At 67.7% G+C, this 26,006-nt stretch carries 26 protein-coding genes and 1 pseudogene; 8 read left to right on the top strand and 19 right to left on the bottom strand.

Annotated features, from left to right (window positions below; genetic code table 11):
• The 15 genes and pseudogenes from VGT06_02880 to VGT06_02810 form a co-directional block, all read right to left on the bottom strand.
• Positions 1-893 (bottom strand): cytochrome c oxidase assembly protein (locus VGT06_02880; GenBank protein ID HEV8662079.1); only part of this gene is annotated, 893 nt, incomplete at its 3' end.
• A 230-nt stretch (positions 894-1,123) separates the two neighbouring features.
• A complete protein-coding gene (locus VGT06_02875) occupies positions 1,124-1,294 on the bottom strand; it encodes a hypothetical protein (GenBank protein ID HEV8662078.1) in 171 nt (56 codons plus the stop codon).
• 33 nt (positions 1,295-1,327) lie between these two features.
• Positions 1,328-1,456 (bottom strand): annotated as a pseudogene (locus VGT06_02870) (FmdB family zinc ribbon protein).
• A gap of 247 nt (positions 1,457-1,703) precedes the next feature.
• Positions 1,704-1,901: a hypothetical protein gene (locus tag VGT06_02865; protein HEV8662077.1), complete on the bottom strand. Its 198-nt coding sequence runs from the start codon at positions 1,899-1,901 to the stop codon at positions 1,704-1,706.
• Positions 1,891-2,049, bottom strand: a complete 159-nt coding sequence (ccoS, locus tag VGT06_02860; protein HEV8662076.1) for a cbb3-type cytochrome oxidase assembly protein CcoS — start codon at positions 2,047-2,049, stop codon at positions 1,891-1,893. The genes VGT06_02865 and ccoS overlap by 11 nt, the downstream gene beginning before the upstream one ends.
• 11 nt (positions 2,050-2,060) lie before the next feature.
• Positions 2,061-3,695 carry a cbb3-type cytochrome c oxidase subunit II gene (locus VGT06_02855; GenBank protein HEV8662075.1) on the bottom strand — a complete coding sequence of 545 codons (1,635 nt, stop codon included), beginning with the start codon at positions 3,693-3,695 and terminating at the stop codon, positions 2,061-2,063.
• A 12-nt stretch (positions 3,696-3,707) separates the two neighbouring features.
• Entirely contained in the window at positions 3,708-5,069 is a 1,362-nt protein-coding gene (locus VGT06_02850; GenBank protein ID HEV8662074.1) for a cbb3-type cytochrome c oxidase subunit I, read from the bottom strand.
• Between the two features lie 241 nt (positions 5,070-5,310).
• Positions 5,311-5,766: a hypothetical protein gene (locus tag VGT06_02845; GenBank protein ID HEV8662073.1), complete on the bottom strand. Its 456-nt coding sequence runs from the start codon at positions 5,764-5,766 to the stop codon at positions 5,311-5,313.
• 167 nt (positions 5,767-5,933) lie between these two features.
• The gene (locus VGT06_02840; GenBank protein HEV8662072.1) at positions 5,934-7,160 is read right to left on the bottom strand and encodes a metallophosphoesterase; all 1,227 of its coding nucleotides are present in this window, start codon (positions 7,158-7,160) and stop codon (positions 5,934-5,936) included.
• 40 nt (positions 7,161-7,200) lie between these two features.
• Positions 7,201-7,968, bottom strand: coding sequence for a carboxypeptidase regulatory-like domain-containing protein (locus VGT06_02835; GenBank protein ID HEV8662071.1), 768 nt, complete (start codon positions 7,966-7,968; stop codon positions 7,201-7,203).
• 157 nt (positions 7,969-8,125) lie between these two features.
• Entirely contained in the window at positions 8,126-9,061 is a 936-nt protein-coding gene (locus VGT06_02830) for a beta-propeller fold lactonase family protein (protein ID HEV8662070.1), read from the bottom strand.
• A gap of 152 nt (positions 9,062-9,213) precedes the next feature.
• The gene (locus VGT06_02825; protein ID HEV8662069.1) at positions 9,214-9,705 is read right to left on the bottom strand and encodes a tetratricopeptide repeat protein; all 492 of its coding nucleotides are present in this window, start codon (positions 9,703-9,705) and stop codon (positions 9,214-9,216) included.
• A gap of 53 nt (positions 9,706-9,758) precedes the next feature.
• Positions 9,759-10,475, bottom strand: coding sequence for a thiosulfate oxidation carrier protein SoxY (locus VGT06_02820; GenBank protein ID HEV8662068.1), 717 nt, complete (start codon positions 10,473-10,475; stop codon positions 9,759-9,761).
• 197 nt (positions 10,476-10,672) lie between these two features.
• Entirely contained in the window at positions 10,673-11,131 is a 459-nt protein-coding gene (locus VGT06_02815; protein HEV8662067.1) for a transcriptional repressor, read from the bottom strand.
• 234 nt (positions 11,132-11,365) lie between these two features.
• Positions 11,366-11,881 (bottom strand): hypothetical protein, encoded by a 516-nt coding sequence (locus tag VGT06_02810; protein HEV8662066.1) that lies wholly within the window; start codon positions 11,879-11,881, stop codon positions 11,366-11,368.
• A 246-nt stretch (positions 11,882-12,127) separates the two neighbouring features.
• On the opposite strand from VGT06_02810, the gene VGT06_02805 reads away from it, so the two are divergent.
• Positions 12,128-12,478: a 4a-hydroxytetrahydrobiopterin dehydratase gene (locus VGT06_02805; protein ID HEV8662065.1), complete on the top strand. Its 351-nt coding sequence runs from the start codon at positions 12,128-12,130 to the stop codon at positions 12,476-12,478.
• Positions 12,479-12,541: 63 nt separating this feature from the next.
• Complete coding sequence (locus VGT06_02800; GenBank protein HEV8662064.1) at positions 12,542-12,787, top strand: ferredoxin; 246 nt, start codon at positions 12,542-12,544, stop codon at positions 12,785-12,787.
• Positions 12,788-12,844: 57 nt separating this feature from the next.
• Here the strand turns inward: VGT06_02800 and VGT06_02795 are convergent, their stop codons facing one another.
• The 4 genes from VGT06_02795 to leuC form a co-directional block, all read right to left on the bottom strand.
• The gene (locus VGT06_02795) at positions 12,845-14,776 is read right to left on the bottom strand and encodes a PhoX family phosphatase (protein HEV8662063.1); all 1,932 of its coding nucleotides are present in this window, start codon (positions 14,774-14,776) and stop codon (positions 12,845-12,847) included.
• 38 nt (positions 14,777-14,814) lie between these two features.
• Positions 14,815-16,122, bottom strand: coding sequence for an ATP-grasp domain-containing protein (locus VGT06_02790; GenBank protein ID HEV8662062.1), 1,308 nt, complete (start codon positions 16,120-16,122; stop codon positions 14,815-14,817).
• A gap of 169 nt (positions 16,123-16,291) precedes the next feature.
• The gene (locus tag VGT06_02785) at positions 16,292-16,888 is read right to left on the bottom strand and encodes a 3-isopropylmalate dehydratase small subunit (GenBank protein ID HEV8662061.1); all 597 of its coding nucleotides are present in this window, start codon (positions 16,886-16,888) and stop codon (positions 16,292-16,294) included.
• A complete protein-coding gene (leuC, locus tag VGT06_02780; protein HEV8662060.1) occupies positions 16,885-18,291 on the bottom strand; it encodes a 3-isopropylmalate dehydratase large subunit in 1,407 nt (468 codons plus the stop codon). Before leuC ends, VGT06_02785 begins: the two co-directional genes overlap by 4 nt.
• A gap of 142 nt (positions 18,292-18,433) precedes the next feature.
• Here leuC and VGT06_02775 point away from each other — a divergent pair, with 142 nt between their 5' ends.
• The 6 genes from VGT06_02775 to VGT06_02750 all read left to right on the top strand — a co-directional run bounded on the left by VGT06_02775 (position 18,434) and on the right by VGT06_02750 (position 26,004).
• Positions 18,434-19,609 carry a Gfo/Idh/MocA family oxidoreductase gene (locus VGT06_02775; GenBank protein HEV8662059.1) on the top strand — a complete coding sequence of 392 codons (1,176 nt, stop codon included), beginning with the start codon at positions 18,434-18,436 and terminating at the stop codon, positions 19,607-19,609.
• Between the two features lie 164 nt (positions 19,610-19,773).
• On the top strand, positions 19,774-21,015 hold the full coding sequence (locus VGT06_02770; protein ID HEV8662058.1) for an ABC transporter substrate-binding protein: 1,242 nt from the start codon (positions 19,774-19,776) through the stop codon (positions 21,013-21,015).
• Between the two features lie 58 nt (positions 21,016-21,073).
• Positions 21,074-21,958 carry a branched-chain amino acid ABC transporter permease gene (locus VGT06_02765; GenBank protein ID HEV8662057.1) on the top strand — a complete coding sequence of 295 codons (885 nt, stop codon included), beginning with the start codon at positions 21,074-21,076 and terminating at the stop codon, positions 21,956-21,958.
• Entirely contained in the window at positions 21,955-24,477 is a 2,523-nt protein-coding gene (locus tag VGT06_02760; GenBank protein HEV8662056.1) for a branched-chain amino acid ABC transporter ATP-binding protein/permease, read from the top strand. Before VGT06_02765 ends, VGT06_02760 begins: the two co-directional genes overlap by 4 nt.
• Positions 24,478-24,634: 157 nt before the next feature.
• Positions 24,635-25,408, top strand: coding sequence for a hypothetical protein (locus VGT06_02755; GenBank protein HEV8662055.1), 774 nt, complete (start codon positions 24,635-24,637; stop codon positions 25,406-25,408).
• 302 nt (positions 25,409-25,710) lie between these two features.
• Complete coding sequence (locus tag VGT06_02750; protein HEV8662054.1) at positions 25,711-26,004, top strand: GYD domain-containing protein; 294 nt, start codon at positions 25,711-25,713, stop codon at positions 26,002-26,004.
• Positions 26,005-26,006: the final 2 nt, after the last annotated feature.

Raw genomic sequence — 26,006 nt, 5'->3', positions numbered from 1 at the left:
GTGGGCTTGAAGGCGGGGGTTTCGCGAAGACGCATGACGCGGTCTTCGTGGTCGAAGGCCTTCGCGACGAGCAGCAAAACTGCGGTCGTATAGATCGTGCTGCCCGTGACCCACATGATGGCCCCACCCCAGGCCTGGTCGTCGAGTGGGCTCAGGCCCCACAGACGGGGGGCGGCCGTGTAGTACGGATACAGCACCCGGTCCGCCAGCCCGATCAATCCCGCCAGGAGCGTGTCCTGCCCTGCCGCGAGAAAGACGTAGAGGATGCGCAGGCCGTAGTGGATGTGCCCGCGCACCCTTGGGGCCGGGTTGATGACAGGCCACCAGAAGAGGAGGGCCGTCCCGAAGAAGGCCAGGTGCTCGAGGTCGTGGATGAGATCGCTCCGCAGTGCTGCCTGGTAGGCGGCGGGGTGGTGCCAGGCCCACAGGTTCACCACAAAGACGAGCCAGGCCACGGGCATCCATGTCACGGCCCAGAGTCCCCGTCGAAGCAGGGCACCCCGGGTCAGGAGACGCCCAACCCAGTGGCGGGGTCGCCGGGGCAAGGCCCACAGGAAGGCCGCCAGGGGGTTGGCGAGCAGCAGCAGTGGCGCCGCGACCATCGTGAGGAGCTCATGCTGGACCATATGCACGAGGAAGAGCACGGAGGCCAAGCCGTCGATGGGGGACATGAGCGCCAAGCAGACCGTTGCCAGCCCGCCCAGGTAGAGGGCGAGTCGCCAGCGGGTCGCGGTGCGGGAGCCCCGTTCCCGCAGGCGCCACCAACCGCTCGCAAAGAGGGCCCCCATCAAGGCCACAACGAGGGTGACCTCGGACCGCCAGTTCCACGAGGCGAGGAGGGACTTCAGGTCCCAGGAAAAGCCCTGGAGCCGGTCACCCTGAGTCAGAACCATGTGCGCGATGGACAACGGGCCCCTCGATAGACCACGCGGACCCTCCCACAGACCGCCCGCGCAGCAAGCGGATCCGCCGGCAGTCGCGTCGCTTGGTGCCTGGCTAGTGGCGTGGGTAGAGGCCGCAGGAGCGGAAAGGACCCCTGAGGGTCAACCCTGCTCAGGGGCCAATGCGGGGAGAGGACGTCGAGGGACAGGTCGGGCCTTCACGCCCTTGCCGCCGTCGACGCCTACTCATCTGAATCGGACCCGTGGATGGTTTCTTGGATGGCCTCCTCCGCCATCATGCCGAGGTCGTCATCCCCAATAGATTTGCCGATGCGCTTCACCCAGCCTTCCACGCTCGAAGCATCCTTGAAATTCACGTCACCGTGGCTGCGCAAGTCTGAGCGCCGCTCCATGTGCTTCTCTTCAGGCTGTAGCACGGCAAACCGGGAGAATACCCGATCGAGACCGGTCCCGGAACAGCGCGGGCAACGCGGGCGTCCTGGCGGGCTCACCCGTCTGGTGAACAGGCTCACCCTGCGTCTGCAATTCGGGCAATGGTATTCGTAAATGGGCATTCTCACCTCCCCCTCGCGGGTTCCCGTCTCCTACTTCCTGAAGGCCAGCACGGCCACCCACACGAAGAAGGTGACCGTCCCGACGAGAAATCCGCCAAAGGCAATGACCTCGATCAGGCTCATGGTCCCCCCCGATCCCTCAGCGGAGCATCGCTTGGTACAGGTTGAAGACGATATCCATCGCCAGGACGGCCAGGGCAATGCCCGACAACGCGATCAACAGCCGCTCTGCCATCCCCCCGGCTCCCTAGTAGATGAGTCCAGCACCCGGGCCGCCCCAGTACAGCCACAGGTAGTAGAGGGCCCACACGAAGAGGATGAGGTATACCACGAGGAGCCACCTGTTGACGATGCCGTGAAACTCCTGGATCTCCCCGTCGGCGTATTCCTCGACGGCCCCGTACTTCCCCTCCAGGGACTTCCCTCCCTTCATGTCAGGATTCATCCGGCGTCTCCTCTATCCGGAGGACCTGGTGCTTCGGCGCCTCCACGTCGCGCATCTGCCCCGTGATCATAGCCCACAGGAAGAAGCAGAACGCGCCCAGGCCCATGAACATGGCCACCAGGAACTCGTAAAAGGTCAGGAGCTCCATCGTGCCCCTCCTTACTCGATCCCCATCTTCTCTCTCTGGCGCCGAAGTGTGCCGGCATCCCGCATGGCCACGCCGACCCGCAGGGACTCGGGGTCAAAGGCCAGGCGACTGCTGTCCGCCTTGAGCGCGGGAGAATTCAGGGCCGCCTTGGCCTCCGCCGAAAGCGTCAACGGCTGGCCGGTCAACGGGTCGGTAAAGGCCGACAGGGACAGGACGAAGTAGGACAGGGCCCAGCGGTCCTCTTCGCTGAAGGCCTGGGAGAAAGACGGCATGGGCGTGCCGCTCAGGCCCAGCGACATGGTCCGGAAGATATCCTCGACTCCGGGGCCAGCCTTGAACTGCCCCCGCGTGAGGTCGGCCGGGCGGATGGGGAAGCCCCAATCATCCTTGAGGCCGGGCGCCGAGGGGCCATCCCCCTTCCCGGTGTTCCCGTGACACTCCCAGCACTTCGCCTGCTGGAAGATCTCCTTCCCCCTGGCCACCAGCGCGGGGCTGGAGGCCGGGGGGTCCTTAATGAGGACGGGGTCCGGCTTCTCCTCCGCGAAGTACGGGGAAAAGGTCTTGATGTAGGCGATGGCCGCCAGGCGATCGTTGATGGGCAGCTCGTGCCAGCTCGGCATGGCTGTCCCGCGGATCCCGCGCGTGACCGTCCTGAACAGGTCCCCGTCGGTCGGTAGCGAGCCGGTCGGGGTCGTGCGGAACTTGAACGTCCCCGTGATGAAGTTCCGCGGGCGGTGGTCGAAAAAGGTCGCCGCCGGGCCTTCGCCATCCCCCTTCACCCCATGACACCCGATGCACCGCTGCGCGTAGACCTCCTTGCCCCGGGCCACCCACTCCTCGGTGCCGGTGATCCTCATGATGTCTGTCGTCACGACCTGGGGCTCAAAGACATCCCGCCACGCCCCGCGGCTCATCCCCAGCTTCTGGACATAGGCCACGAGCCCCTTCATCTCCCGGGTCGGGGCGACGATGGTCACCGTCTCGCGTTTGAACTCCCCCTGGGCGCGGCTGGGATACAGAACCGGCTTGGCTTCGGTGTCCTCGGCGAAGCCCAGACCCTCCAGGTTCGGGACCACGGCGACCGTCCTGTCCCCTTTGGGCTTGAAGAGGGCCTGGAGGGCCGGCGAGTCCTCAAAGGCCGGCTTCCCGTCCGCGCCCTTCACCACCTTCGCCTCCACCACGTGGAAGAGCCAGCGGAACTTCGGCATGATGGTGTCCGGCACCACCGTCTGCGGGTCCCAGTGGTGCGCGTAATGCCAGCCGTCTGCGTACTTCATGCCGACCCGGGTCAGGTCGGGTCCGATGCGCCGCGTGCTGAAGAGGTGGGGCAGGTCGAAGGCGTACTCTCCCGCCTGGGACACGGGACCCCACCGCCGGGTCTCCCCGGTGACGGAGCGGACGTACTGCGAATGGCAGTACCAGCAGCCTTCCCGGATGTACACCTGGCGGCCGAGCCGTTCCAGCTCCGTGTAGTCGCTGGTGTCGTAGCGGATCCACTTGAGGTCCCCCACCGCCGTTCGCACGACCCGCGTGACGGCCTTCTGCTGGGTCTGCGGGATGAGCGCCGGCAGGAAGCCCTGGATGAAGAGGGCGAGGGTGATGAAGCCGAATCCGGCGATGATCGCGACCGTCCGTGCCTTCTGCACGGCCCCTCCCCCTTACGCCGTCCCCCGGCGGGATGACCGCATGAGGGTGATGATCAGGAGGGCGATCCCGATGTCCATGGAGATGCCCGAGAAGGTGCGGACGTACCAATAGGGCTGCATGGAGATCAGCGAGTACACCCACTCCGTCTGCGCCATGAGCATGTATCCCTGCTGGAGCCCCTGGGCGGTCAGGACGAGGCCCATCACGGAGATCCCCAGGGTGATGAGCCAGAAACCCCAGTTGCCCAGGCGGAAGCTCCACAGGGGCTGCCCGGCGATCCGCGGCCAGACGTAGGCGGCGCCGCCCAGGGCCCAGATGACGAACGTACCGAAGACCGTGAGGTGGGAATGGGAAATGACGAAGTCGGTGAAGTGGGTGGGCTGCTGGACGAGCCGGAGGGCCTCGGTGGAGCCCTGGAAGCAGCCGACCAGGTACATGAGCGAGCCCGTGATGAGGAACTTGGCCGGGAGGTTTCTGCCGAGCTCGTGCCACTTCCCGATCATCGTCCCGAAGAAGTTCTGCAGGACCGTCCAGACCGGGATGATGAGCAGCATGCTCGAGACGATGGAGATGGTCTGGGCCCACTCGGCGATGGGGCTGTACAGGTAGTGGTGGATGCCCACGAAGGGATAGAAGAAGGCCAGCGACCAGAATCCGATCAACGAGAGCTTGTGGCTGTAAATGGGATTCTTCACGCTGGCCGGGAGGAAGTAGTAGATCAGGACGTAGCCGGCCGGGGTGATCCACAGGCCCACCACGTAATGGATATAGAGGCCGTGGAGGGCGGCGTTGTTGATCCCGGGAAAGAAGTACGGGACGAGGTAGGCGCCCAGGAGGAGGTTGATATCGGTCCAGATGAAGGCCGCCACCAGGTACCACAGGCTCACGTACAGGTGGGGCTCCTTGCGGCGGGCCACGGTGACGAAGAACTGGTAGGTGACGCCGAGCATGGCCAGCAGCAGGAGGAGCTTCGACACGGGATTGAACTCCCCCGCCTCGAGGCCGTGGTTGTAGCCGAGGGCCAACCCCACCACCCCCACCACCAGGCCGGCGGTCCAGAGGGAGAGGATGGGAAACCCCCATTCCTCCTTATGGACGCGGATGCCGCAGAGTCTGGGCACGATGTAGTAGCACAGCCCGATGAACAGGGTGCTGAAGGCCCCGAAGATCACCCCGTTGACGTGGATGGGCCTGAGCCGCCCGAAGGTCAACCAGGGAACGTTCCCGAGAAAGTCCGGGTAGTTGAACTTCGTGGAGAGCAGCACCCCGATCACGGGAAAGAATAGGACCCAGACAAACCCCCAGGCCAGCCAGGCCCGGATCAGGGGCGTGTTGATCAATTCCTGCTCCCGACGCACCGCCCCCGTTGTCATCTCCTCCTCCCTGACTCGAAGATCCCACCCGGGGACGTCCGGGCCGCCGGCAACATCACGCCAGGCACGAGAGGTCCCCCCCAAAAAAGTCAGGACATCCCCAGGCGAGAGCCAAGAAGGATGTCCTGACACTCCGGTGGGACCCGGCGACGGTCCGGCTAGCGCTCACCCCGCTCTCTACAGGACCAAGCCGTGGGGAAGCTCGGGCTGAGACCGTCTCGTGGTGGAAGTGACCGGGGAGCTAGTGCCTCCCCGGGTCAATGCCCTTCCCCTTGTTCCAGTGCATGATGAAGGCCTCATAGGCCAGCATCTGCTCGCTGTCTGCCGCCAGCGCAGGGGCCCGAAGCTGGCGCGTGACGCACCAGTTGATCTGCTCCCGGAGGGTTGCCACCTTCGACAGTTGCAGGGCGTACTTGGGCCAGGTCTCGGGGTTCGTGTCTGCCGCATCCGGATGGCACATGGCGCAGGCCATCCCGACCGTACTCCCGTTGCTCGGCACCTTGAGGTCGGGTCGGTCAACGGGATGCGGTTCCGCATGCCAAAGCGCCTCGCCCTTGCGAACCCAATCCAGTCGCTCCTGCTCGTATGCGTCGACCTGCTCCTTCGTGGGAACCTGCCTAAAGCCATCCGCCCGGCCCACCAGCATGATCAGCCCACCGAGCAAGACCGGGCCCCACCACCAACGAAGCCGTCGCATGTTCGCCCTCCTCGTCCCCACCATTCACCAATCTGGAAGGCTGACCCCGTTGATTGCGATTGCTCCTTCCTGCAAGGTCGCCGGCAGATTTTCCCCTCAAACGGACTTGTCGAGGCCCCCCGCGCCGCTCCGGGCGCGACCCGGCGGCGCGGGGATCGCTCAGCGGGTCAGGCGTACCGCTTCGTCGGGTGCCCCCCAGGATACCGCTCCTCGGGTCGCCCGAAGATGTGGTACTCGTTGTAGACGGTGTACTGCGTGCCCCGGGTCACGAGATCCACGAAGCCCTTGCCCCAGCCCACCCCATCAAAGGGATCGCCCGGGTCGGACCGCGGCATGCGCTTCATCTCGAGGGGAAGCGCCACGGGAGGATAGGGCCACGGCCAGGCGGTGGAGAGCATCCCGATGGACCGGATGTGCTCGATCTCCTTATAGACAGCTTGATGCACGTGTCCGTGCAGGCAGGTGACGCTCTTGAAGGGCTTTAGCATCTCGAGGATCGAGATCCCTTCCACGGTCGCGAAGCCCCAGTTGGGGTAGTACATCCACAGCGGGGCGTGGGTCATGACCACGAGGGGAGTCTCCTTGGGGACCGTCTTGAGATGGTTGCGCAGCCATTCCAACTGGGCCTGACCGATCCCCCAGAGCCCGGCGACCTTCCCGTCCAGCTTCAGCATCTCGCCCATCCGCTGCTGGGGGGTCCATCCCCGGTCGGTCCAGTAGTCCCTCGTGAGGATGTTATTCACGGCCACGAAGTGCACGCCGTTGTAATCGAGAGCCCACGGAATCTTCCCGAACAACTGCTCGTAGGCCGCCCCCATGTCGTAATACCAGTCGTGCTCGCCGTTGATCTGGAGGATCTTCTTGGTTTTGAGCCTGGCGAGGATCCTTTGCCCCAGCTCCATCTCTTCCTTCCGGCCGAGGTGGGCCAGGTCCCCCATGAAGAAGACGATGTCCGGCTGAGGGTTGAGTTGGTTGATCTCCGCCACGCCCCTCTCGAACGTCTGCACGAAGCGCGCGGTCGTGTGGTTTTCCGGCGCCCAGGTGATCTGCAGGTGCGGGTCGGCCAGGACGGCGAATCGGAACGGGGTGACCCGTCCCTCGGCACTCGCGACGTTTACCACGCTGACCAGCGGCACCCCGCTCAGGAGGACCCCGGCCGCCGTGCCGGCCATGGCGCTCTTGGCGAGGAACTCCCGCCGGGTGACCCCGGGCTGCGTGATCCGCCCCATGTCCGCCCCATTCTCGATGAACTCGAAGGAGTCGTGCATGGGCGTGTATTCCTGCAGCTCGCCCGTGACCTCCCCTCGCCGGTAGACCCCCGGGATCTCGGCCGGAAGCTTCTTGATCCGGAGATGCCTGAGGAATTCCCCGAAGTGGAACTTCCTCTCCTTCATTGGTGGCCCTCCGCCCGATGGCGAAGCCGCGTCCCTTCCGCTACGGCTTCATCGAGAATTCGAACACCACGCTGACCCTTCCGCCTGCCTTTACAGTCACCTCCTTTTCCTGCTTTCCCAGGGTCTCATGCCATGCGATGAGCTTGTACGAACCCGGCGGAATCTCGTCCAGCCGAAACGCCCCATCGGCTTTCGTGATCGCGACGTAGGGGTGCTCGCCCACGTAGATCCAGGCATGCATCCATCCGTGGGCATCGCATTTGACTTCGTGAATGGCCGGTCGCCTGAGCCGGAGCTTCGTCCTCTGGCCCTTGTTCGGCTGGGCGATGTTGAACACCGATCGGGCTCCGGCCAGCTCCAGCCCTTCGAAGCCGTGCGAGTTATGGAGGACCGGGTCGCTGTTGACCATGGTGATCTCGCCCGGGGGGAAGGCGGAGACCCGGGGAGCGAAGTCGCAATTCTTCTGGTCGAGCACGAACCCCCCGGTCGGCATCTTCCACGCCTTCCCCTTCGCGATCCCCTCCAGGTAGACGATGGCATTGGTGATCCGGCCATTTTTCACCAGGAGTTCCTTGGACTCGCGGGTGATGGACTTCGTGCCGGTGACGGGGTCCAGACCGCAGACGTCGATATCTTTCCCCATGATGATCTTCTTGGGCGCCGGCGCCTCACCCTTGAAGGCGACGTTTCCTTCGACCACCGCCCCGTCCCTCACCGGGACGGCCTCATAGGCATGAGCGATGGGGGAGTAGGCGAGAAGGCCAGCCATCGGACCGGCCATCAGGGCCTTCCAGATGCCCCTTGCCATCGTTCCTCCTCTGGAGTACGAGGCCCACCCGGGCAGGGTCGCTAAAGAGTGTTATCTAGGAGTGATTCTCTACTAGGATGACCGGGTCTTTACCACCTGTTCTCGGAGCCTGTCAAGAGGAATCGTCCCGCGAGGAAATAGTAATGCATTCAGGGAGTTAAGGGCGAACCGCCACCCCGTGGGGGCCCCGGCCTACCGGGACTACCACCACGACGGTCTGAGTCTGGAGATCAACAATGGCAAGCGTATCGTCTGCGCGGTTCGTGACAAAGAGCTGGAGCCCATCCGGGGAGACCGCGAGCATGTCAGGGCGCCTTCCGGTCGGGATTTCGCGCACAACCCGGTGGGTCGGGAGGTGGATCACCGAGAGCGTATCGGTGCCTCTGTTGGCGACGTAGATGAACTGGCCATCGGGGGAAACCGCCAGGCCGTGGGCATCCAGGCCCGTTTCGATCGAGAGGACGTCCTTGAGGCTTCCGGCATCGATCACCACGACCCGGCTTTCGCCTCCCGTGGTCACGTAGACGTGCCGCCCGTCCTGGCTGACCCCGAGCCCCATCGCGTCCTTCCCCGCGGGAACCCGGCCAAGGACCCCGCGGCTCTGCACGTCTACGACCCAAACCTCCTCGCTCCCACTGTGGCTGATGAACGCCCGGCGGCCGTCTTTCGAGAACGCGACCAATTGCGGAGCCTTCCCCACCGGGATGACCTTCACCCGCTCCTTTGTGGCGCTCTCGAAGATCCAGACGTCGTCGGATCCGGGGTTGGCGAGCCAGGCTTCCCTGCCATCGGGCGTAAAGGTCACGGCGTGCGCCCTGGTCCCGCCCTGGATCGTCGTCAGGACCTTCCGGGTTCCGGTATCCAGGATGCTGACGGCGTGGGAGCCGACGTGGGCGATCCAGGCTTCGCGACCGTCGGGGCTGAAGGTGACGTTGTGCGGCTTGGACGAGGCGGGCCGGTGAGGCGGGTGCAGCTCCACCGGGGCACCGGGAAGGGCGCGCCCCTGCATCCACCCCCCGGAGGGGACGGTGGCGACCACGCTTCGTGAGGCCACGTCAATGATGGAGATGTCATCCGATAACTCGTTGGTCACCCAGACTTCTGTCGCTGCGGCCGTCTCGCGCCCGAGGCCCGCAAGAAGAACGAGAAGGAATAGTGCCGGAACACCCCGGGGACGGATCGCGCGCCGGATCATATTGCCCCTTGAAGACGCCCTCGGACTCGCGAGGGTTCCCGGCGACAATGCTATCTCTCCGGCTTCTCCAGAGGGTCGGCCTTTCCCCGAGCCAATTCCTGGTATCGACTATCGCGCTTCAAGGCTTCAAAGGAGGGGCCCGCCAGTCTCTGCCGCCACCCCTCCTCGGCCCACCCCAGCTGTTCGAACCACAGGCGCCCTTCTCGGAGCCAGGCCACCGCATGATCCGGATCCCCGATCATAGAGTAGGCCTCGGCCAGCGTCACTGCGGCGTTCAGCCTGCCCGTCCTGTCGCCTGGATGGGCAACCTCGAAGGCGGTCTTCAGGTATGGGATGGCGAGGGTGGGCTCCTCCCACTTCAGGTAGATATAGCCGATCCCAAACTGGCCCCGGGTGTCATTGGGCGCGATGGCGATCGCCTTCTTGAACTCTCGAAGAGCCGAATCGAGATCCCCCTTCTCGACGTAAGCGTATCCGGCCTCCATCGGGCCGAAGTGGACAGCCTCCGCCGCCGGCCCGCCGAGGGTGGCAACCCCCGCCATGAGAACCGCGCTCCTGAGAAAGGGGTACGATCCACCCATTAGCGGTCGGCGGCCTAGCAACAGAATTTCAGCGCCTCTTCAACGGCATAGCGGTGACCCTCGCTGTTGGTGAAGACGACCCGAAGCGGGGCCTCCTCGGTGGTGCGCAGCTTGAAGGTGATGAAGGGGGTATCACTCAACGCCGAGGTCATTTCGTAGAGACTCACCCGTTCTTCGGCGTAATACACCTCCATCGTCTTCAGGTAGAAGGGAGGCTTGACCTGGAGAAAGGCCCCGCCGCGCTTCTCCAGGCCGGTTCGGGAGGGATGTCGGAACTTGACCTGGACCTTGACGACCTTGTCCCGGGCCATCGGCTCGGGGAACCTCAGGATTGGCTGGCCGATCTCATTGTTCTCCCGTCCTTCCCCGGCCGTGGCGCATCCTTCGCTCAGGACCGTGATGGGTTGGCTGGCCCGCCACTCCCCGTGCTGGCTGCAGTTGGCCAGGACCGCGAGCGAGGAGTCCCCTTCGCTCATGCGCACCTGTGTCGAGAGGTACGCCTCCCCGTTGGCCGGGGTCAGATGGAATCTCCCCTTCGAGACCACGGGATCGTCGTAATTCAGGATCTCGAGAGCCTCGATGTGATGGCCCGTCTCCATCGGGTGCCCCAGGCTCACCACGACGGGGACAACCGAACCCGTGGGAGCGGTACGTGGCGCGGCAACCCTGGGCAGGTGGCGCCTGCCGTGTTCCGAATCCGGACCGCGCGCCTCTCCCTCCTGGCCGGGCATGCCCCAAGCGCTTGGCCCCCGCCTCCAAGGGAGCGTGCCGGCGACGGTAAGGGCAAGGCCGCCCACCAGGAGCTCGCGCCGCGCGAGTCCGCGAATCTTCGGCCTCTCCATACGTGATCTCCTGCAGGAATTCTCGGAGCAATTCTTAGATAGGAATCATCCTCGATGGGGCTTCAAAAAAAAGGGGGAAGCCATCCTTAGGCCTTCCCCCTCCCCTTCGCACAATCCCGGCACAGGCTATGGACCCACACCGTATGGCCGAGCACATGATGCTCCTTGAGCTGCTCCGGTAAGGGAATCGCGTTGAGAAAGGGTTCGTAGAGGTCCTCGATCCTCTTGCACTGGGTACAGATCAAGTGGTGATGGGGCGCAAGATTCGCCTCGTAGCGGGTATTCTCATGAAAGGGGCCCACCTCGGAAACAAGACCGACCTTCTTGAAGGTCTCGAGCGTCTTGTACACGGTGGCCAGGGACACCGTGGGGTGTTGCCTCCGGACTTCCTTGTAGACCATATCGGCGCTCGGATGGTCAGCCGAGCCGGCGATGGCCCGGTAAATCACCAGACGCTGGTGCGTTGCCTTGAGGCGTTTCTTCCGGCAAACATCGATGAACCGCTTGACCCTCTCTTCGAGAAAGTGACTCTGTCGAGTGCTCATTGGCCTCCAGGGTGAAGTTGTCCGCACTGTGCCTGAGAGTCGGCTACGGTCCCCAGCACTCCCAGGAGTAACCCGCCTGATAAACTACGGCCCATCCCTTCAAGATGTCAACTGCATTTTGCGGTCTCTCCGAGCTGAAAGGCGAAAGCGAATCCCGCTCGGGGTTCCAGCTGCCCTGTTCCCCCCGTCGCTGAGCCCGGCCGGTAGCCCTCCCCGCTGAGCCGGGCCTGGCGGCTACCGGACGAATGGCCCGCGCCGGGGGGACCGGGCGGAATCCCCGTACACGGCTAGCGGGTACACCACCGCACAGCCGAAGAGCCCCCAGAGGATATTGAACATCGCCCGGCGCGCGGTCTCGGCGGTCATCGCGGCCGCCAGGTCGCCCACGCGGGCAAGGGTGCCCAGCCCCTCCGCAAGCTGCCCGTCCACCCGCTGCAGCGTCGCCACAAGCTGCGCGTTGAGCTCGCGCTGCTCCCCGAGGGACTGGGTGATGCCGACCCGGGCCTCCTCCACTCGCTCCAGGAGGACCTCCGGCTCCGCCTTCAGCGGGATCCGCTTCAGGAACCGGTCGATGCCCTGCACGACCCGCCCGCCGGCCTCGAGGTGAACCTGGCCCCCGGCGATCACCTGCCGGGCCTCCTGGAAGGGATCGAGGCCGAGACGGGCCGCGACGCTGCCAGGCGGCAGCCAGTAATAGTTGACCGAGTAGAACCCCATCACGATGAAGGCGACCGCGAACACCCGGTACATATGAGGCCCCTCCAATAGGAGAATAAGAACGGAGACCCCGAGACGCCTCATCCACTGGCAGGCGCGGGAGCCCACTCCCCGCCGCCACCCTAGTCCGGACGACCTGTCCGCGTCAACTGCCGCGGCGAGGGGGTCGCGAGCGCCTGCAGGGCTGCGGGCTTGACAGATTCCCGATCCCGTCTAGGATGAGTATTGATGGCCCGCCAAGCCGGGGAACGGACCCTGGCGGCGGCAGTGAGGGAGGCGATGGCGCAACTCACCCAGGAGAAGTGCGTGGCCTGCCGGGCCGATGCCCCGGTGGTCACCGACCCGGAGATCGCGGAGCTTCATCCCCAGGTGCCCGACTGGAAGCTGATCGTCCAGGACGGGATCCGGAAGCTGGAGCGCACCTATCGCTTCCCGGACTTCGCGAAGGCCCTCGCCTTCACGAACGCGGTCGGAAGCCTGGCGGAGGAGGAGGGACACCATCCCCGCATCGTCACGGAGTGGGGCAGGGTGGCCGTGACCTGGTGGACCCACAAGATCCGCAACCTCCACCGCAACGACTTCATCATGGCCGCCAAGACGGACCGGCTCTATACCCGATCGGGCGCCTGAGCTCGGCCCGACCTGCGGAGATCACAGGGCTCCACGCCGGAACCGGGGACAGGGCGGAGAACCATGGGCGAATTCCTGGAGCGGAAGATCAGCGGCCTGACGGTCCGCATAGATCGCGACACCTGCATCAGCACGTCCAACTGCATGAAACTCGCCGCGGACGTCTTCGAGTTCGACGCCGAGAAGATCTGCACCTTCAAGGAGCACGCGCCGGACATCGAGCGCGAGCGCTTGCTCGAGGCCTGCACGGTCTGTCCCGTGAACGCGTTGATTGTCCTGGACGCCGACGGCAAGCAGCTCGTTCCCTGATCCGGGCGCGCGGGTCCGACCCGTACGCGGACCCGGAACTGGGTTGCTGGCGCCGGCCTAGGTGCCGATCTTCCCGCCGTCCTCCCGGTAGATCGCCACCACGCTCGGGCGGGGCGGCATGTCGTCCCAGTTGTCGGGCCAGCGGCTTTCCGGCTTGTCGTAAGTGACCTTGCTCCCGAAGCCGGGGTGCTGGATCGCCACGAAGAGGGTGCGGCCATCGGGGGTGAAGGCCGGGCCGCAGACCTCGGCCCCGGCGGGGGAGCTCAGGAAGCGGCGCGCCCGGCCCCGCTCCGGCCCCTGCGTCTCCAGGGCGAAGATCCCGTCGTTCACGCCGAGGGCATCCTCGATCCCGTCGGTCGCCACCCACAGCCGCCCGCTCTCCTCGAAGGCGAAGTTGTCGGGGCCGGCGAGCGGGCTCACGTCGGTGTGGCCCTGGTAGTCCGCCTGGTGGTCGGGGTTCTTCGGGTCCCCGCCTTTCACGAAGATCTCCCAGCGGAAGCGCGCGGCGGCGTGATCGTTTCCGTCCTCGGTGATCTCGATGATGTGGCCGAACTTGTTGTTGGCCCGCGGATTGGCCTTGTCCACCTGCTCGGGCTTGCGCCGGTCGTTGCTGGTCAGCGCGCAGTAGACCTTCCCGCTCACCGGATTGGCCTCGACGTCCTCCGGGCGGTCCATCTTGGTCCCGCCGATGAGGTCCCCGGCCCGGCGCGTGCTGATCACCACCTCGGCCTGGGAGGAAAACCCGTTCGCCTCGGTGAGCGGCCCGACCCCGTAGGTCAGCGGCAGCCACTCTCCCGTCCCGTCGTCCCGGAAGCGCGCGACGTAGAGCGTCCCGCTGTCGAGGAGGCGCATATTGGCCCCTCGGTCCTTCGGGTCGTTGCGCCCGGCGGAGATGAACTTGTAGAGGTATTCGAAGCGGGCGTCGTCCCCCATGTAGGCCACCGCCCGGCCGTCCTTTGAGAGGATCGTCGCCGCCCCCTCGTGGATGAAGCGGCCCATCGCCGTGTGCTTGACCGGCGTGGACTGCGGATCGTAGGGGTCAATCTCCACGATCCACCCGAACCGGTTCGGCTCGTGGGGCTCCTTCTTGAGGTCGAAGCGATCGTGAAAGCGGGCCCAGCCGTACCGGCCGGTCCCGACGCCGTACCGCCCGTGCAGCGCCTTGAGCGCGGGGTCGGCCAGCTCGTCCGCCTTGCCGGTGAAGTAGTTGTGGATGTTCTCCTCGCCGGTCAGGATCGTCCCCCAGGGTGTCACGCCCCCCGCGCAGTTGTTCAAGGTTCCGAGGACCGTGAGACCGGCGGGATCGGCCGCCGTGCGCATGAGGGGATGCCCCGCGGCGGGCCCCCGGATCGCCATGGGGGTCGCCCCCGTGATCCGCCGGTTGAAGAGCGAATTCTTGACGACCGTCCACTCGCCCCGGCTCCCGCGGCCCACCTCGACCACCGTGAAGCCGTGGGCCGCGATCTCGATCTCCACGATCTCCCGGGTCTTGGTGTCCACCTTCCCGTCCCACCCCGGGAACATCAGCGGTGACCGGGCGTTCTCGTGGTTGACCCCGAGAAGCCCGCGGCTCGAGGAGGTGCTCCCCTGCGGCAGGGGCATGTACCCGATGAAGTCGCAGTCGTAACCGAACTGCCGGACCTGCTTCCCCGCCGTCTGGGCCTTCGGGTCGAACGCCGGGGCGTCCGCGAACAGCCCGTCCCCCCACCGCACCACGACGGCGTGCTTGTACCCCTGCGGCACGATCAGCTTGTCCTCGGTCGAGGCCGGCACCGGCGTGAAGCCGGCCGCGGCCTCCGCGCGGGCGGATCGGGACGCCCTGAGCGGCCCCGCGGAGATCAAGACGAGGCTGGCCGCGGCCCCCTTGAGGAGGCTCCGCCGGCTCAGGCGGGCGGCCAGCACCGATGCGAAGGTCGGGTTGCCGCTGGGGTTGACGGGGCGCCCGTCCTCCTGTTCGATCTCCCACCACGTTCTCGAGACTCCATCCATGGTGCCCTCCCCGGGAAGAGCGCGGGCCGCGCCTTCCCTCATCGCGTTGGCGGGATCGGGTCGAAGGCGAAGGGCAGGAGGCCCTTCGCGTCATCGAACCGCTTCCGAAGCGCCTTCCGGTCCTTCGCGCACAGGTCCACCAGGGCGTAGCGATAGCTCTCGTCGTCCTGCAGCTCGTCCGACAGTTTCTCGCCCTCCCTCACCAGGATCTCGACGAAGGCCTCCGGGAAGCGGCCCGCCAGCCCCGCGACCTCCGCCGCCGCCGGGACCCGCCGGACGAGGCCGTCCTCGAAGGTCCGCAGGACGAAGGACGCCGCGACCCGGCCGCGGCGCCGGCCCGGCCCCCAGACCTCCCGCCCGCCCGGCTCCCGCCCCAGGACCATCTCGAGCTGCATCGCGTACAGGTCAATCCCCTCCACCATCCGGTACAGGGGCGCGAACTGGGAAGACATCCGGCCGTTGATCTCGATGAGATGGATGGCGTCCTGCTCCTCCTGGTAGAAGAACTCGATGTTGAAGAAGGTCCGGTCGAGGCCGACCGCCCGGACGCACCGCTCCGCGAGGCGCGCCATCCGCTCCTGGACGGGGGCGGGGAGCCGGGAGGGATACTCGAACCGTTCGAAGCTCGAGGAGCGGAGGAAGAAAAACGAGTCCACGACCCCGAGCGGCACCACCTCCCCGTTGAAGGCGTAGCCATCGAGCGTGACCTGATGACCTCCGAGGAGGTCTTCGACCAGGAGGGCCGCGGCGGGAACCGCCCGGAAGGCGCCGTCGAGATGGGAGGCAGCCACGAGCCCGTCGAACATCGCCGCGATCCCGGCGAGCCTCCGCCGGGCCTCCACCACCACGCGCGTGAGATCGGGGAAGGTCGCGATGGGCCGGGCCAGGATGGAGAGGTAGGACTTGACCGGCTTGACGAAGACGGGGAGGGGCATGGGCAGGTCCGCGGCGGCAGCATCCCGGGAAAGGTCGAGGACATGGAAGCGCGGCGTCGCCTCCGGAGCGGCCTCCCGCTGCCGGAGGCGCGAGTAATACTTGTGCTGGCAGAGGAAGAGGGACTCGAAGGAGGGCGCCGGGAGCCCGACGGCCTCGGCGACCAGGGCGGCCATCAGGGACGCCGGGAAGTCGTCGATGCCGACGACCGCCCGGTAGCCGCTCCGGCGCCGCCGCACGGCCCGGATCGTCTCCTCCACGAACCGCACCGCGTCGAACCCCGCACCGTGGGTCTCCTCGTCCGTCCCTCGAAAGTCCAGCGGATACGCCTCCCGGATCTCCGGCCGCGAGAAATGCTCCCGATCCCGGGCGGTGGGGCAGAGCACCAGGACGCGTTCCGGCGGTTCGGACATCTGCACCTCCCCTCCCGGGACCAGGCGGGAGCCCTGGGGCGAATGCCGGCGACCCCCTCGCCCTGGGGGAGCGAGCCTTCGTCATCGGTGGTGCAGATGGACCGGGCCTGCCTCCGGGGAGATGCCCGGCCGCAGCCGGTTACGCTGCCCCGCCGCGCGGGGGGCGGGCTCAGTAGCCGCTGATGTAGGGGAGGCTCCTGGCGACCCGGTCGATCGCCCCCCCGGCCTCGAGGAGGACCTGGGTGGCGTTCCAGGTGCCGGTCAGGAACAGGTTGCGGGGCCCATCCGGGATCCCGGCGGGGATGCTCCGCTCCGCGAAGCGCACCAGCCGGTTCTCCACGTCGAGCAGAATCTCCCGGTCCGGATGGCGCGTCACGGCTTCCAGCAGCCAGCCGACATCCGCCGGGTCGGCGGTGAGGCAGGGCAGACCGAGAGCGGTGGAGTTCCCGAAGAAGATCTCCCCGAACGATCCGCCCACGATCCCCCGGATTCCCCAGCGCCGAAGCGCTTCGGGGGCGTGCTCCCGGGAGGAGCCGCAGCCGAAGTTCTGCCCGACCACGAGGACCGCGGCCCCGTGGTACCGGGCCTGGTTGAAGGGATGCGCGGGGGCCTGGAGGCGATCGTCCCCGAAGATGTGCTCCTCGAGGCCCTCGAACGTGACGCTCTTCAGGAAACGGGCGGGGATGATCCGGTCGGTGTCGATGTCATTGCCGGGGACGGGGATCCCCCGGCCGACGATCTGCCGCCGGACGTCTTCCTGGCTCACCGGAGCAGCTCCCGCACGTCGGTGACCGCGCCTGCGATGGCCGCCGCCGCCACCATGGCCGGGCTCATGAGGAGCGTTCGCCCGGTGGGGCTCCCCTGGCGCCCCTTGAAGTTCCGGTTGCTGGAGGAGGCGCAGATTTCCCGGCCCTTGAGCTTATCCTCGTTCATCCCCAGGCACAGGGAGCAGCCGGCCTTGCGCCACTCGAACCCGGCCCCCAGGAAGATGTCGTGGAGTCCCTCGGCCTCGGCCGCGGCCGCCACCGCCTGCGACCCCGGGACCACCAGGGCGCGGACCCCCTCGGCCACCTTCCGCCCGCGGGCGACCTCGGCCGCCGCCCGCAGGTCCGAGAGCCGCGCGTTCGTGCAGGAGCCGATGAAGGCCACGTTGATGGGCGTCCCCGCGATCGGCCGCCCGGGCGTGAAGTCCATGAAGGCCAGCGCCTCGGCCCAGGCCGCCCGGTCCGCCTCGGGGGCCGCGGCCGGATCCGGGATGCGCTCGTTCACCCCGACCGACTGGCCCGGGTTGATCCCCCAGGTGACCACGGGCGGGATCTCCCCGCCGTCCAACCGGACCACGTCATCGAAGGGCGCGCCCGGATCGGTCGCCATGCTCCTCCACCAGGCCACCGCGCGGTCCATGGCCGGGCCCTGCGGCGCGAAGGGCCGCCCCTTGACGTAGGCGAAGGTCGTCGCGTCGGGATTCACGTAGCCGACCCGCGCGCCCGCCTCGACGCTCATGTTGCAGACGGTGAGGCGCTCCTCCATGGACATCGCCTCGACCACCGACCCGGCGTACTCGTAGGCGTAGCCCACGCCCCCCTTGACCCCCAGCCGCTGGATGATCGCCAGGATCACGTCCTTGGCGTACACGCCGCGCGCCAGCCGGCCCTCCACGCGGATCTGCCGGGCCTTCGGCTTGGAGAGCGCCAGGCACTGGGTGGCCAGGACGTCCCGGACCTGGCTGGTTCCGACGCCGAAGGCGAGCGCGCCGAGCGCCCCGTGGGTGGAGGTGTGGCTGTCGCCACAGGCGATCGTCATGCCGGGCTGGGTCAGGCCCAGCTCGGGTCCGATGACGTGGACGATGCCCTGCCGCCCGCTGTCCAGGTCGAAGAGGGGGATGCCGAACGCCTTGCAGTTCCGGACCAGGTGGACGGTCATCTCCTCGGCCAGGACGTCCCCGAAGGGGCGGCGCTGGGAGGCGGTGGGGACGATGTGGTCAATGGTGGCGAAGGTCCTGTCGGGGGAGCGGACCTTCAGGCTCGCCTCCCGGAGCATCTGGAAGGCCTGCGGGCTCGTCACCTCGTGGACGAGGTGCAGGCCGATGAGGAGCTGCGTCTGCCCCGAGGGGAGCGTCCGAACCGTGTGGGCGCGCCAGACCTTGTCGAGGAGGGTCTCCGCCATGATGCCCAGTATTTTCCCAGATTGCTCCGCGGGGCGCAAGTCCCGGTGGCCGGGGGGAGCCTGCCCCTTGCTCCGCGGGAGGGTCTTCGTCTATGCTCCCTCTGCCGCCGGCCGTCGCTGCCGAGGCCGGCAAGGAGCCCCCGTCATGGAGACCGTCGGCATCGGGATCATCGGGTCGCGGTTCGCCGCCCAATTGCACGCCCACGCCCTGAGCAAACTGCGGGGGAGCAAGTGCGAGATCGTCGCCGTCTGCTCCAGGACGCGGGAGAACGGGGAGGCCTTCGCCCGCACGTTCAACGTCCCTCATGTGTACACCGACCACCGGGCCCTCCTGGAGCGGAAGGACGTCCACCTGGTGGACCTGGTGCTCCCGACTAACCTCCACCACACGATGGCCATTGATGCGGCCAACGCGGGCAAGCACGTCATCTGCGAGAAGCCGCTCACCGGCTACTTCGGCGAGGGCTCCATCGGCGAGACGGTGCCGCGCCAGACGATGCTCGAGGGCGCCCTCCGGAACGCCGACGCCGTGCTGGAGGCGTGCCGCAGGAACCGCGTGACCCTCTGCTACGCCGAGAACTTCGTCTACGCCCCGCCGGTCGCCAGGCTCCGGCGCCTCATGCAAGCGAGCGGGGGTGCTCTCCTGGACCTCCGGGCGGAGGTGAGCCATTCCGGCTCCCACGCGACCTACTCCCGCCGGTGGGCCACCTCGGGCGGGGGCTCACTGCTTCGGAACGGCTCGCACCCCATCGGGGCGGTGATCCACCTGAAGCACTTCGAGGGGCAGCTCACGCAGGGACGGCCGATCCGGACGAAGGCGGTCCTGGGCGATATCGCGAACCTCACCAAGACCGAAGCGTTCCGGCGGGAGCCGCGCAAGTGGATGGTTCAGGACTGGGAGGACGTGGAGGACTGGTCCGCCGCGATCCTCACCTTCGAGGACGGGACCAAGGCGACGGTCCTGTCCACCGACGTGAGCCTGGGCGGCGTGAAGAACCTCGTGACCGCCTACCTGTCGAACAGCGTGGTCCAGGTGAACATCAATCCCAACACGAGCCTGGTGGTCTACGCCCCGGACGCAAAGGTCTGGGGCGACGAGTACATCGCCGAGAAGGTGGAGACCAAGGCCGGGTGGCAGTTCCCGAGCCCGGACGAGGACTGGATGCGCGGCTATTCACAGGAGATGGAGGACTTCGTGGACGCCGTCCGGGAGCGCCGCGAGCCCCTCTCCGGCGCCCTGCTCGCCCACGAGACGGTGGAGGTGATCTACGCCGCCTACGTCTCGGCCGAGGAGGGGCGGCGGGTGGAGCTGAAGCGCTAGGCCGACCAGGCGCGCCGAGAAACCTTGACAGCGCCGGCCCCCTGGGGATAGCGTCCGGGTCACGCGCGCCCGGGCCGTCCCCTCCCCCCAACCGGCGGCCCGGGATTTCCGCCCCCGAGAGCGGATTCGGACCAACGGCCTTCCCCCCAGAGAGGAGAGCCCCCATGACCAGGATCGGCAGGCGGGAGTTTCTCAAGGCGGGCGCGGGCGCGGCCGTCGGCACCCTCGGGTTCCCGGCCATCCTCCGCGCGCAGGACACGATCAAGGTGGGCCACCTGACGCCGCGCACGGGCTTCCTGGGCCAGCTCGGCGCGTACGGGTTCATGGCCGCCCAGTTGGCGGTGGACGAGGCCAACGCCCGGGGGGGCGTGCTCGGACGGAAGGTGGAGCTGATCTCGGAAGACACCCCGAACCCGGGGGTGGCGGTGACGAAGGCGCAGAAGCTCATCGAGCGGGACCAGGTCCACTTCCTGATCGGCGAGATTTCCTCGGCCTCGGGGCTGGCGATCAGCGAGGTCGCCCAGCGGGCGAAGATCCTCTATGTCAACACCGGCTGGAACTCCGACGAGGGCCGGGGGGCGCGCTGCCAGCGGTACCTGTTCCACGTCGAGGGCTGCAACACGATGTACACCAAGACGATCGGACGCTGGCAGGAACGGCAGGGGAAGATCAAGGGGGGGCGCTGGTACTTCCTCACGGCCGATTATGCCTTCGGCCACGACCTCTACCGGGTCTCCTCCAAGTTTCTGAGCGAGCACGGCGGGACGAACCTGGGCAACGACATGGTCCCCACCGGGTCCCTGGACTACAGCTCCTACATCCTCAAGCTCCGCGCCATCAAGCCCGACCTGGTCTATCTCAACCTGGCGGGGACCGATCAGACGACCTTCCTGAAGCAGTACCGGGAGTTCGGCTCCCCCTTCCCGCTGGCCGGCGGCGTCATGGATACGGTCCCCTTCTGGGCGGCCGGGATCGACGCGCTGACCGGCTACTGGCAGAGCCTCTGGTACCACGACCTCAAAGAGCCCGGGTCGCCCGAGTTCACAAAGCGATTCAGCGAGCGCAACGGCAAGCCCCCGGACAACCAGGCCTGGGGGGAGTACGTCGGGATCCGGATCCTGCTCCAGGCCATCGCCGAGGCCAAGAGCACGCGCAGCCAGGACCTGGTCGCGCACCTGGAGAAGGGGGCCAAGTTCGACATCCTCAAGGGGCGGGAAGCCTGGTTCCGGGACTGGGACCACCAGCTCCTCCAGACCATGTACGTGGTCCGGGTCAAGGACAAGGCAAAGGCGAAGGACCAGTGGGACATCTTCGAGATCGTGGAGGCCCAGCCCGCGAAGGGGGAGTCGTACGAGTTGATCCAGCCCACGAAGGCCGAGAACCCCTGCCCCATGCCGGCGCTCTGAGCCCGGCCACTACATCCGAGCGAGGGCGGGCCCGTTCCCGCGGGCCCGCCCGCTGCCCATGCCCCCCCTCACCCTTCCGATCCTGATCGAGCACGTCGCCAACGGCCTGCTGGTGGGGGCCTACTTCGTCACCCTCGCCCTCGGCCTCTCTCTCATCTTCGGCCTGGGGGGCGTCATCAACCTCGCCCACGGGGCCTTCTACGCCCTGGGCGCCTATCTGGCGTTCGAAGTGCAGCGCCAGGCCGGCTTCGGGCCGGCGCTGATCTTGTCCCCGCTCCTGGTGGCCCTCCTGGGGATGGGGATCGAATCGCTCTTCCTGCGGCGCCTCTACCGGGGGGACCCGCTGCTGGGACTCCTCTTCACCTTCGGCCTGGCCATGGTAGGGGAGCAGGCGATCCGCATCGCCTGGGGAACTACGGGGCTCCCCTTCCAGATCCCCGAGGGGCTGCGGGGATTCGTGGCGCTCGGCGAGTTCATCTACTCCCGCTACCGGCTCTTCGCCATCGCGGTCACCGCCCTGGCGATCCTGGGGGTCTGGCTCGCCCTGGAGAAGACCCCGTACGGGATGATCGTCCGCGCCGGCACCCGCGACCCCGAGATGGTCCGGGCTCTCGGGATCAGCCTCCGTCCGGTCCTGACCGCCGTCTTCGGGTGCGGGGTGGCCCTCGCCGGCCTGGCCGGCGTCCTCTCGGCGCCCCTCGCCGGCGTCCACCCCGCCATGGGGACCGAGATCGGGACCGCCGCGTTCGTCGTGGTCGTCATCGGGGGGCTCGGGAGCTTCTGGGGCCCGGTCCTGGCCGGCCTCCTGGTCGGGGTGATCCGGAGCCTGATGGTCCTCTTCTGGCCGCCGGCCGCCGAGGCGTCCATGTACGCGCTCATGGCCCTGATCCTCCTCCTCCGCCCCCGGGGACTCCTCGGAGAGCGCTGGGAGCAGTTCGAGTGATCTGGCGCCATCCGCTCCTGCTGCTGGCTTTCGGCCTCGCGGTCCTCCCGGGGGTCATGCCGTACTTCGGCACGACCGTCTCGGTGGCCACCGAGATCGCGATCTTCGCCCTGGTGGGGTTCGCCTACAACCTCCTCCTGGGCTACACCGGCCTCGCCTCGTTCGGCCACGGCGCCTATCTGGGGCTGGCGGCCTACGCCGCTGCCCTCACCCAGATCCACCTGGTCAAGGGCTTCCTGACCCCGCTCCTGGTCGGGGTGGGAACGGCCGCGCTCCTGGGCGCGGTCCTGGGGTTCCTGATCCTCAGGAGGCGCGGCGTCTACTTCGCTCTCCTGACGCTCGCCTTCACCCAGATGTTCTTCTACATCGTCTACCGCTGGACCGCCGTGACCGGCGGGGAGAGTGGGCTGGGCGGCATCATCCGCCCTCCCCTCCCGGGCCTGGACCTGACGCACCAGCTCACCTACTACTACGTGACGGCGGCCCTGGTCTTCGCCGGCGCGCTGCTCACCTGGCGGATCGTGCACGCCCCCTTCGGCGCGGTGCTCCAGGCGATCCGGGAGAACGAGCGGCGGGCCATCTTCGTCGGGTATCCGGTCCAGCGGTACAAGTGGCTGGCCTTTGTCCTCTCCACGGCCCTCACCGGAGTGGCGGGGGTCCTCTTCTGCCTCCTCAAGCAGTTCGTCTTCGCCGACCTCGTGCACGTCACCATGTCGGGCGAGATCCTCGCCATGGCCATCGTGGGCGGCATGCGCCACTTCTTGGGCCCCGCGGTCGGCGCGGCCTTCTTCCTCCTCCTCCGGGAGGTCCTCACCAGCTTCACCCAGGACTGGCTCCTCTACTTCGGCCTCCTCTTCATGGCGTTCATCCTGTTCTCCCCCGACGGGATCCTCGGGATCCTCCGCCGGCTGGGTGCGCCGCTCCGGCGGGAGGCGGCCGAGCTGGCCGCCATGGCGGGCCGCATCGTCCCCGCTCCGGGATCGGACGGCCTCACCCTCCCCGGCGGTGGCGAACGACCCCCGCTCGGAGCGGTGCTCCTCGAGGCGCGGGGGGTGACCAAGCGCTTCGGCCGGCTGCCCGCGGTGGACCAGGTGGACCTCGAGGTCCGCGCCGGGGAGCTCCGGGCCGTCATCGGCCCCAACGGCGCGGGGAAGACCACCCTCTTCAACATCCTCTCCGGGCTCTTCCCGCCCGATGCGGGATCGGTGCTCTTCCGGGGCCGGGCGATCACGGGGCTCCGGCCGGACCGGATCGTGGCGCTCGGGGTTTCGCGGTCCTTCCAGATCCTGAGCACCTTCCAGGAGCTGACCGTCTTCGAGAACATTCGGCTGGCGGTCCAGGCGCGGAGCCCCAGGCGCTTCCACCTCTGGCGCGCGGCGGCGGGCTACGCGGCGGTCACCCGCGAGACGGAGGAGCTCATCCGGCTGGTGGGGCTTCGGGGCGTGGAGTCGGTCCGCGCCTCCGCCCTCTCCTACGGCGGCCAGCGCCTCCTGGAGATCGGGCTCGCCCTGGCCACGCGCCCCGTCGTCCTGCTCCTGGACGAGCCGCTGGCCGGGCTCTCCACGGCGGAGCGGGAGCGGGTCGCCGCCTTCATCCGGGGCCTCTCGCACGCGGTCACCGTCGTGCTCATCGAGCACGACATTGACCGGGTCCTGGCCCTGTCCGACCGGATCACGGTCCTCCACCTGGGCCGGGTCATCGCCGACGGGACCCCCGCGGAGATCCAGGCGCACCCCGAGGTCCGGGCCGCCTACCTGGGCGGGCGGGGCGCCCCCCGCCCGGCGGCTCCGGCCGCCCCCGTTCCCGCCGTCGCCCCCCTCCTGGGCGTGTCGGGTGTGGACACCTTCTACGGCAAGAGCCACATCCTGCACGACGTCTCCCTGGAGGTGCGGCCGGGCGAGGTGGTCGCGCTCCTGGGGCGGAACGGAGCGGGGAAGACCGCCACGCTCAACACGATCATGGGCCTCCGCCCCCCCCGCCGCGGGAGCATCCGGTTCCGGGGACGCGAGATCGCCGGGCTTTCGCCGGAGGCGGTGGCCCGCCTCGGCATCGGACTCGCGCCCCAGGGACGTCGCGTGTTCCCGAATCTGACCGTGGCCGAGAATCTCCGGCTCGCCCGGCTGGCCCGGGACGGCACCGGCCGGGCCCGGTGGGACGAAGCCAGGGTGGCCGAGCGCTTCCCCCGACTCCGGGAGCTGGCCCGGGCCCGGGCGGAGGTGCTTTCCGGCGGCGAGCAGCAGATGCTGGCCATCGCCCGGGCGCTGGTGGGGAACGTGGAGCTCCTGCTCCTCGATGAACCGTTCGAGGGGCTTGCCCCGGCGGTCGTAGAAGTGATCTTCGAGACCGTCGAGGGCCTCCGCGGCGAGACTGCTATCTTGCTCGTCGAGCACAACCTGGACCTGGCCCTGGCCCTCGCCGACCGGGTCTATGTCCTGGACCGGGGGGCGGTGACCCACAAGGGCCCCGCCCGCAGGCTGTTGGAGGACCTGGATCTGCGGCGGCAGGTCCTCTGGTTCTGACGGCCGGTGCCTGGCGTGACGCACCGCCCCGGCATGTCCGGGGACCACCGGTGGCCCGCCTGTTGCAAGGAGCTGCCTTTCCATGAACCTCCCCCAGCCACAGTCCCCGCCCGTGTCCCTTTCGGATACTCCGGTCCCCGAAACCCCCGGGCCCGCGGTGCCGGAAGCCACGGGAGACTCCGGCTCCCAGGCAGAAGAATTCCACGCCGAGCTCGAGCGGCACCTGGTCCAGTACTTCAAGCGCCAGCGGCGCCTGCCGATTATCGGCGTCCGGACGCTGGTTTCCGGTCTCCTCGATTTTCCCATCGTCATGCTGAACAACCTCGCCACCATCCCGGCCTCCCTTTCCGGCGTCATCGGCCTCAGGCGCCTCGCCCGCTGGCTCCAGGACCCGTGGCGCCGCCGCCGTGCCCTGGGGCGTATCCTCCCGCCCTACCGGACGCTCGCCGTCCGGTGGAAGGTCGCGGCCTTCGACCGGATGGTGACCCGACCCCTCCAGCAGCGGTACCCCGGCCTCATCGCGGGCCTGAACCGGCGGGAGCTGGAGGGCAGGCTCCTGGAAGTGCTGGCCGCGTGGGAGAAGGTTCCCACCTTCCTCGAGGCGGTCCTCACCCCGATCTGTTGGCTCGCGGGGATCACCTTCCTGGGCCTGGATCCCAAGACGGTCTTCTACCTTGCCTGGGACAAGGGCATCTACCAACAGTTCACGCTCTGGGGGCGCTCCTGGATCGTCCGTGTGGGCTACCGGATCGGCTGGTTCTTTGACGACTCGGTCCCGTGGGAGTACTCCCTCAAGTTCATCGGCGTCGGCCTGGTGGCCTACCTCCTCCTCTCTCTCGTGATCGAGTACGTCTCGGTGAAGTACTTCTACCGCCGCGGCGCCGCCCGCCGGCTCCTCGCCGAGGTGCTCGGGGACGCCCCCCCTTCCTAGCGCGCCGGCCTCCCCTTGACACCCTGCATCGCCCACGGTAAGGTGCGCCTCACCTTCCGTGCGGCCCCCCCCCGGGGTCGCGCCACCTCTGAGCAACATCTCCCCATCCTTGTGTTGCCCGGCGCGGCCCCGGCGTACCGGAACGCCCGGCAGAACAATCTGCCGGGCCCGACAACGTGTACCGGGGGCCGGCCAGGGAAGAGGAATTTCCGTCGGCCGCCCCGGCCGAGGGGGGCTGCAGCCGCGTGGTGGTGATCCGGGAAGAGGTGCGAGGGAGAGGGGATACAGAAAGGGGGCGGGCGATGGCATCCTTCGTGACGCTGGCCAAGTTTACCGAGCAGGGGATCAAGAACGTCAATCAGACGACCAAGCGGGCCGAGGCATTCCGGGAGATGGCAAAAAAGATGGGGGCGACGGTCAAGGAGCTTTACTGGACCCTGGGCCGGTATGATGTGGTCGTCAGTTTCGAGGCGCCGGACGACGAGACGGCGACTCGACTCATGCTCACCCTCGGGGCTCTGGGAAACGTGCGGACGGAGACCCTGCGCGCCTACTCCGCGCAGGAGATGGGGCAGGTTTTGAAGGGGATCAAGTAAGG

This window comes from Candidatus Methylomirabilis sp., assembly GCA_036000645.1.
In the GTDB taxonomy this organism is placed as follows: Bacteria; Methylomirabilota; Methylomirabilia; order Methylomirabilales; family JACPAU01; genus JACPAU01.
Note: the sequence above shows the minus strand (reverse complement) of the source record. Positions and strands in the feature narration are given on the sequence as shown.

What these genes read in the sequence shown, in the direction of transcription:
- VGT06_02865 (HEV8662077.1), bottom strand. Translation starts at nt 1,901, where the DNA reads ATGAATCCTGACATGAAGGGAGGGAAGTCCCTGGAGGGGAAGTACGGG.
- VGT06_02825 (HEV8662069.1), bottom strand. Translation starts at nt 9,705, where the DNA reads ATGGCGGGGGTTGCCACCCTCGGCGGGCCGGCGGCGGAGGCTGTCCAC.
- VGT06_02810 (HEV8662066.1), bottom strand. Translation starts at nt 11,881, where the DNA reads ATGTACCGGGTGTTCGCGGTCGCCTTCATCGTGATGGGGTTCTACTCG.
- VGT06_02820 (HEV8662068.1), bottom strand. Translation starts at nt 10,475, where the DNA reads ATGCCCGGCCAGGAGGGAGAGGCGCGCGGTCCGGATTCGGAACACGGC.
- VGT06_02790 (HEV8662062.1), bottom strand. Translation starts at nt 16,122, where the DNA reads ATGTCCGAACCGCCGGAACGCGTCCTGGTGCTCTGCCCCACCGCCCGG.
- VGT06_02845 (HEV8662073.1), bottom strand. Translation starts at nt 5,766, where the DNA reads ATGCGACGGCTTCGTTGGTGGTGGGGCCCGGTCTTGCTCGGTGGGCTG.
- VGT06_02750 (HEV8662054.1), top strand. Translation starts at nt 25,711, where the DNA reads ATGGCATCCTTCGTGACGCTGGCCAAGTTTACCGAGCAGGGGATCAAG.
- VGT06_02800 (HEV8662064.1), top strand. Translation starts at nt 12,542, where the DNA reads ATGGGCGAATTCCTGGAGCGGAAGATCAGCGGCCTGACGGTCCGCATA.
- VGT06_02815 (HEV8662067.1), bottom strand. Translation starts at nt 11,131, where the DNA reads ATGAGCACTCGACAGAGTCACTTTCTCGAAGAGAGGGTCAAGCGGTTC.
- VGT06_02770 (HEV8662058.1), top strand. Translation starts at nt 19,774, where the DNA reads ATGACCAGGATCGGCAGGCGGGAGTTTCTCAAGGCGGGCGCGGGCGCG.
- ccoS (HEV8662076.1), bottom strand. Translation starts at nt 2,049, where the DNA reads ATGGAGCTCCTGACCTTTTACGAGTTCCTGGTGGCCATGTTCATGGGC.
- VGT06_02840 (HEV8662072.1), bottom strand. Translation starts at nt 7,160, where the DNA reads ATGAAGGAGAGGAAGTTCCACTTCGGGGAATTCCTCAGGCATCTCCGG.
- VGT06_02805 (HEV8662065.1), top strand. Translation starts at nt 12,128, where the DNA reads ATGGCGCAACTCACCCAGGAGAAGTGCGTGGCCTGCCGGGCCGATGCC.
- VGT06_02795 (HEV8662063.1), bottom strand. Translation starts at nt 14,776, where the DNA reads ATGGATGGAGTCTCGAGAACGTGGTGGGAGATCGAACAGGAGGACGGG.
- VGT06_02835 (HEV8662071.1), bottom strand. Translation starts at nt 7,968, where the DNA reads ATGGCAAGGGGCATCTGGAAGGCCCTGATGGCCGGTCCGATGGCTGGC.
- VGT06_02875 (HEV8662078.1), bottom strand. Translation starts at nt 1,294, where the DNA reads ATGGAGCGGCGCTCAGACTTGCGCAGCCACGGTGACGTGAATTTCAAG.
- VGT06_02775 (HEV8662059.1), top strand. Translation starts at nt 18,434, where the DNA reads ATGGAGACCGTCGGCATCGGGATCATCGGGTCGCGGTTCGCCGCCCAA.
- VGT06_02765 (HEV8662057.1), top strand. Translation starts at nt 21,074, where the DNA reads ATGCCCCCCCTCACCCTTCCGATCCTGATCGAGCACGTCGCCAACGGC.
- VGT06_02850 (HEV8662074.1), bottom strand. Translation starts at nt 5,069, where the DNA reads ATGACAACGGGGGCGGTGCGTCGGGAGCAGGAATTGATCAACACGCCC.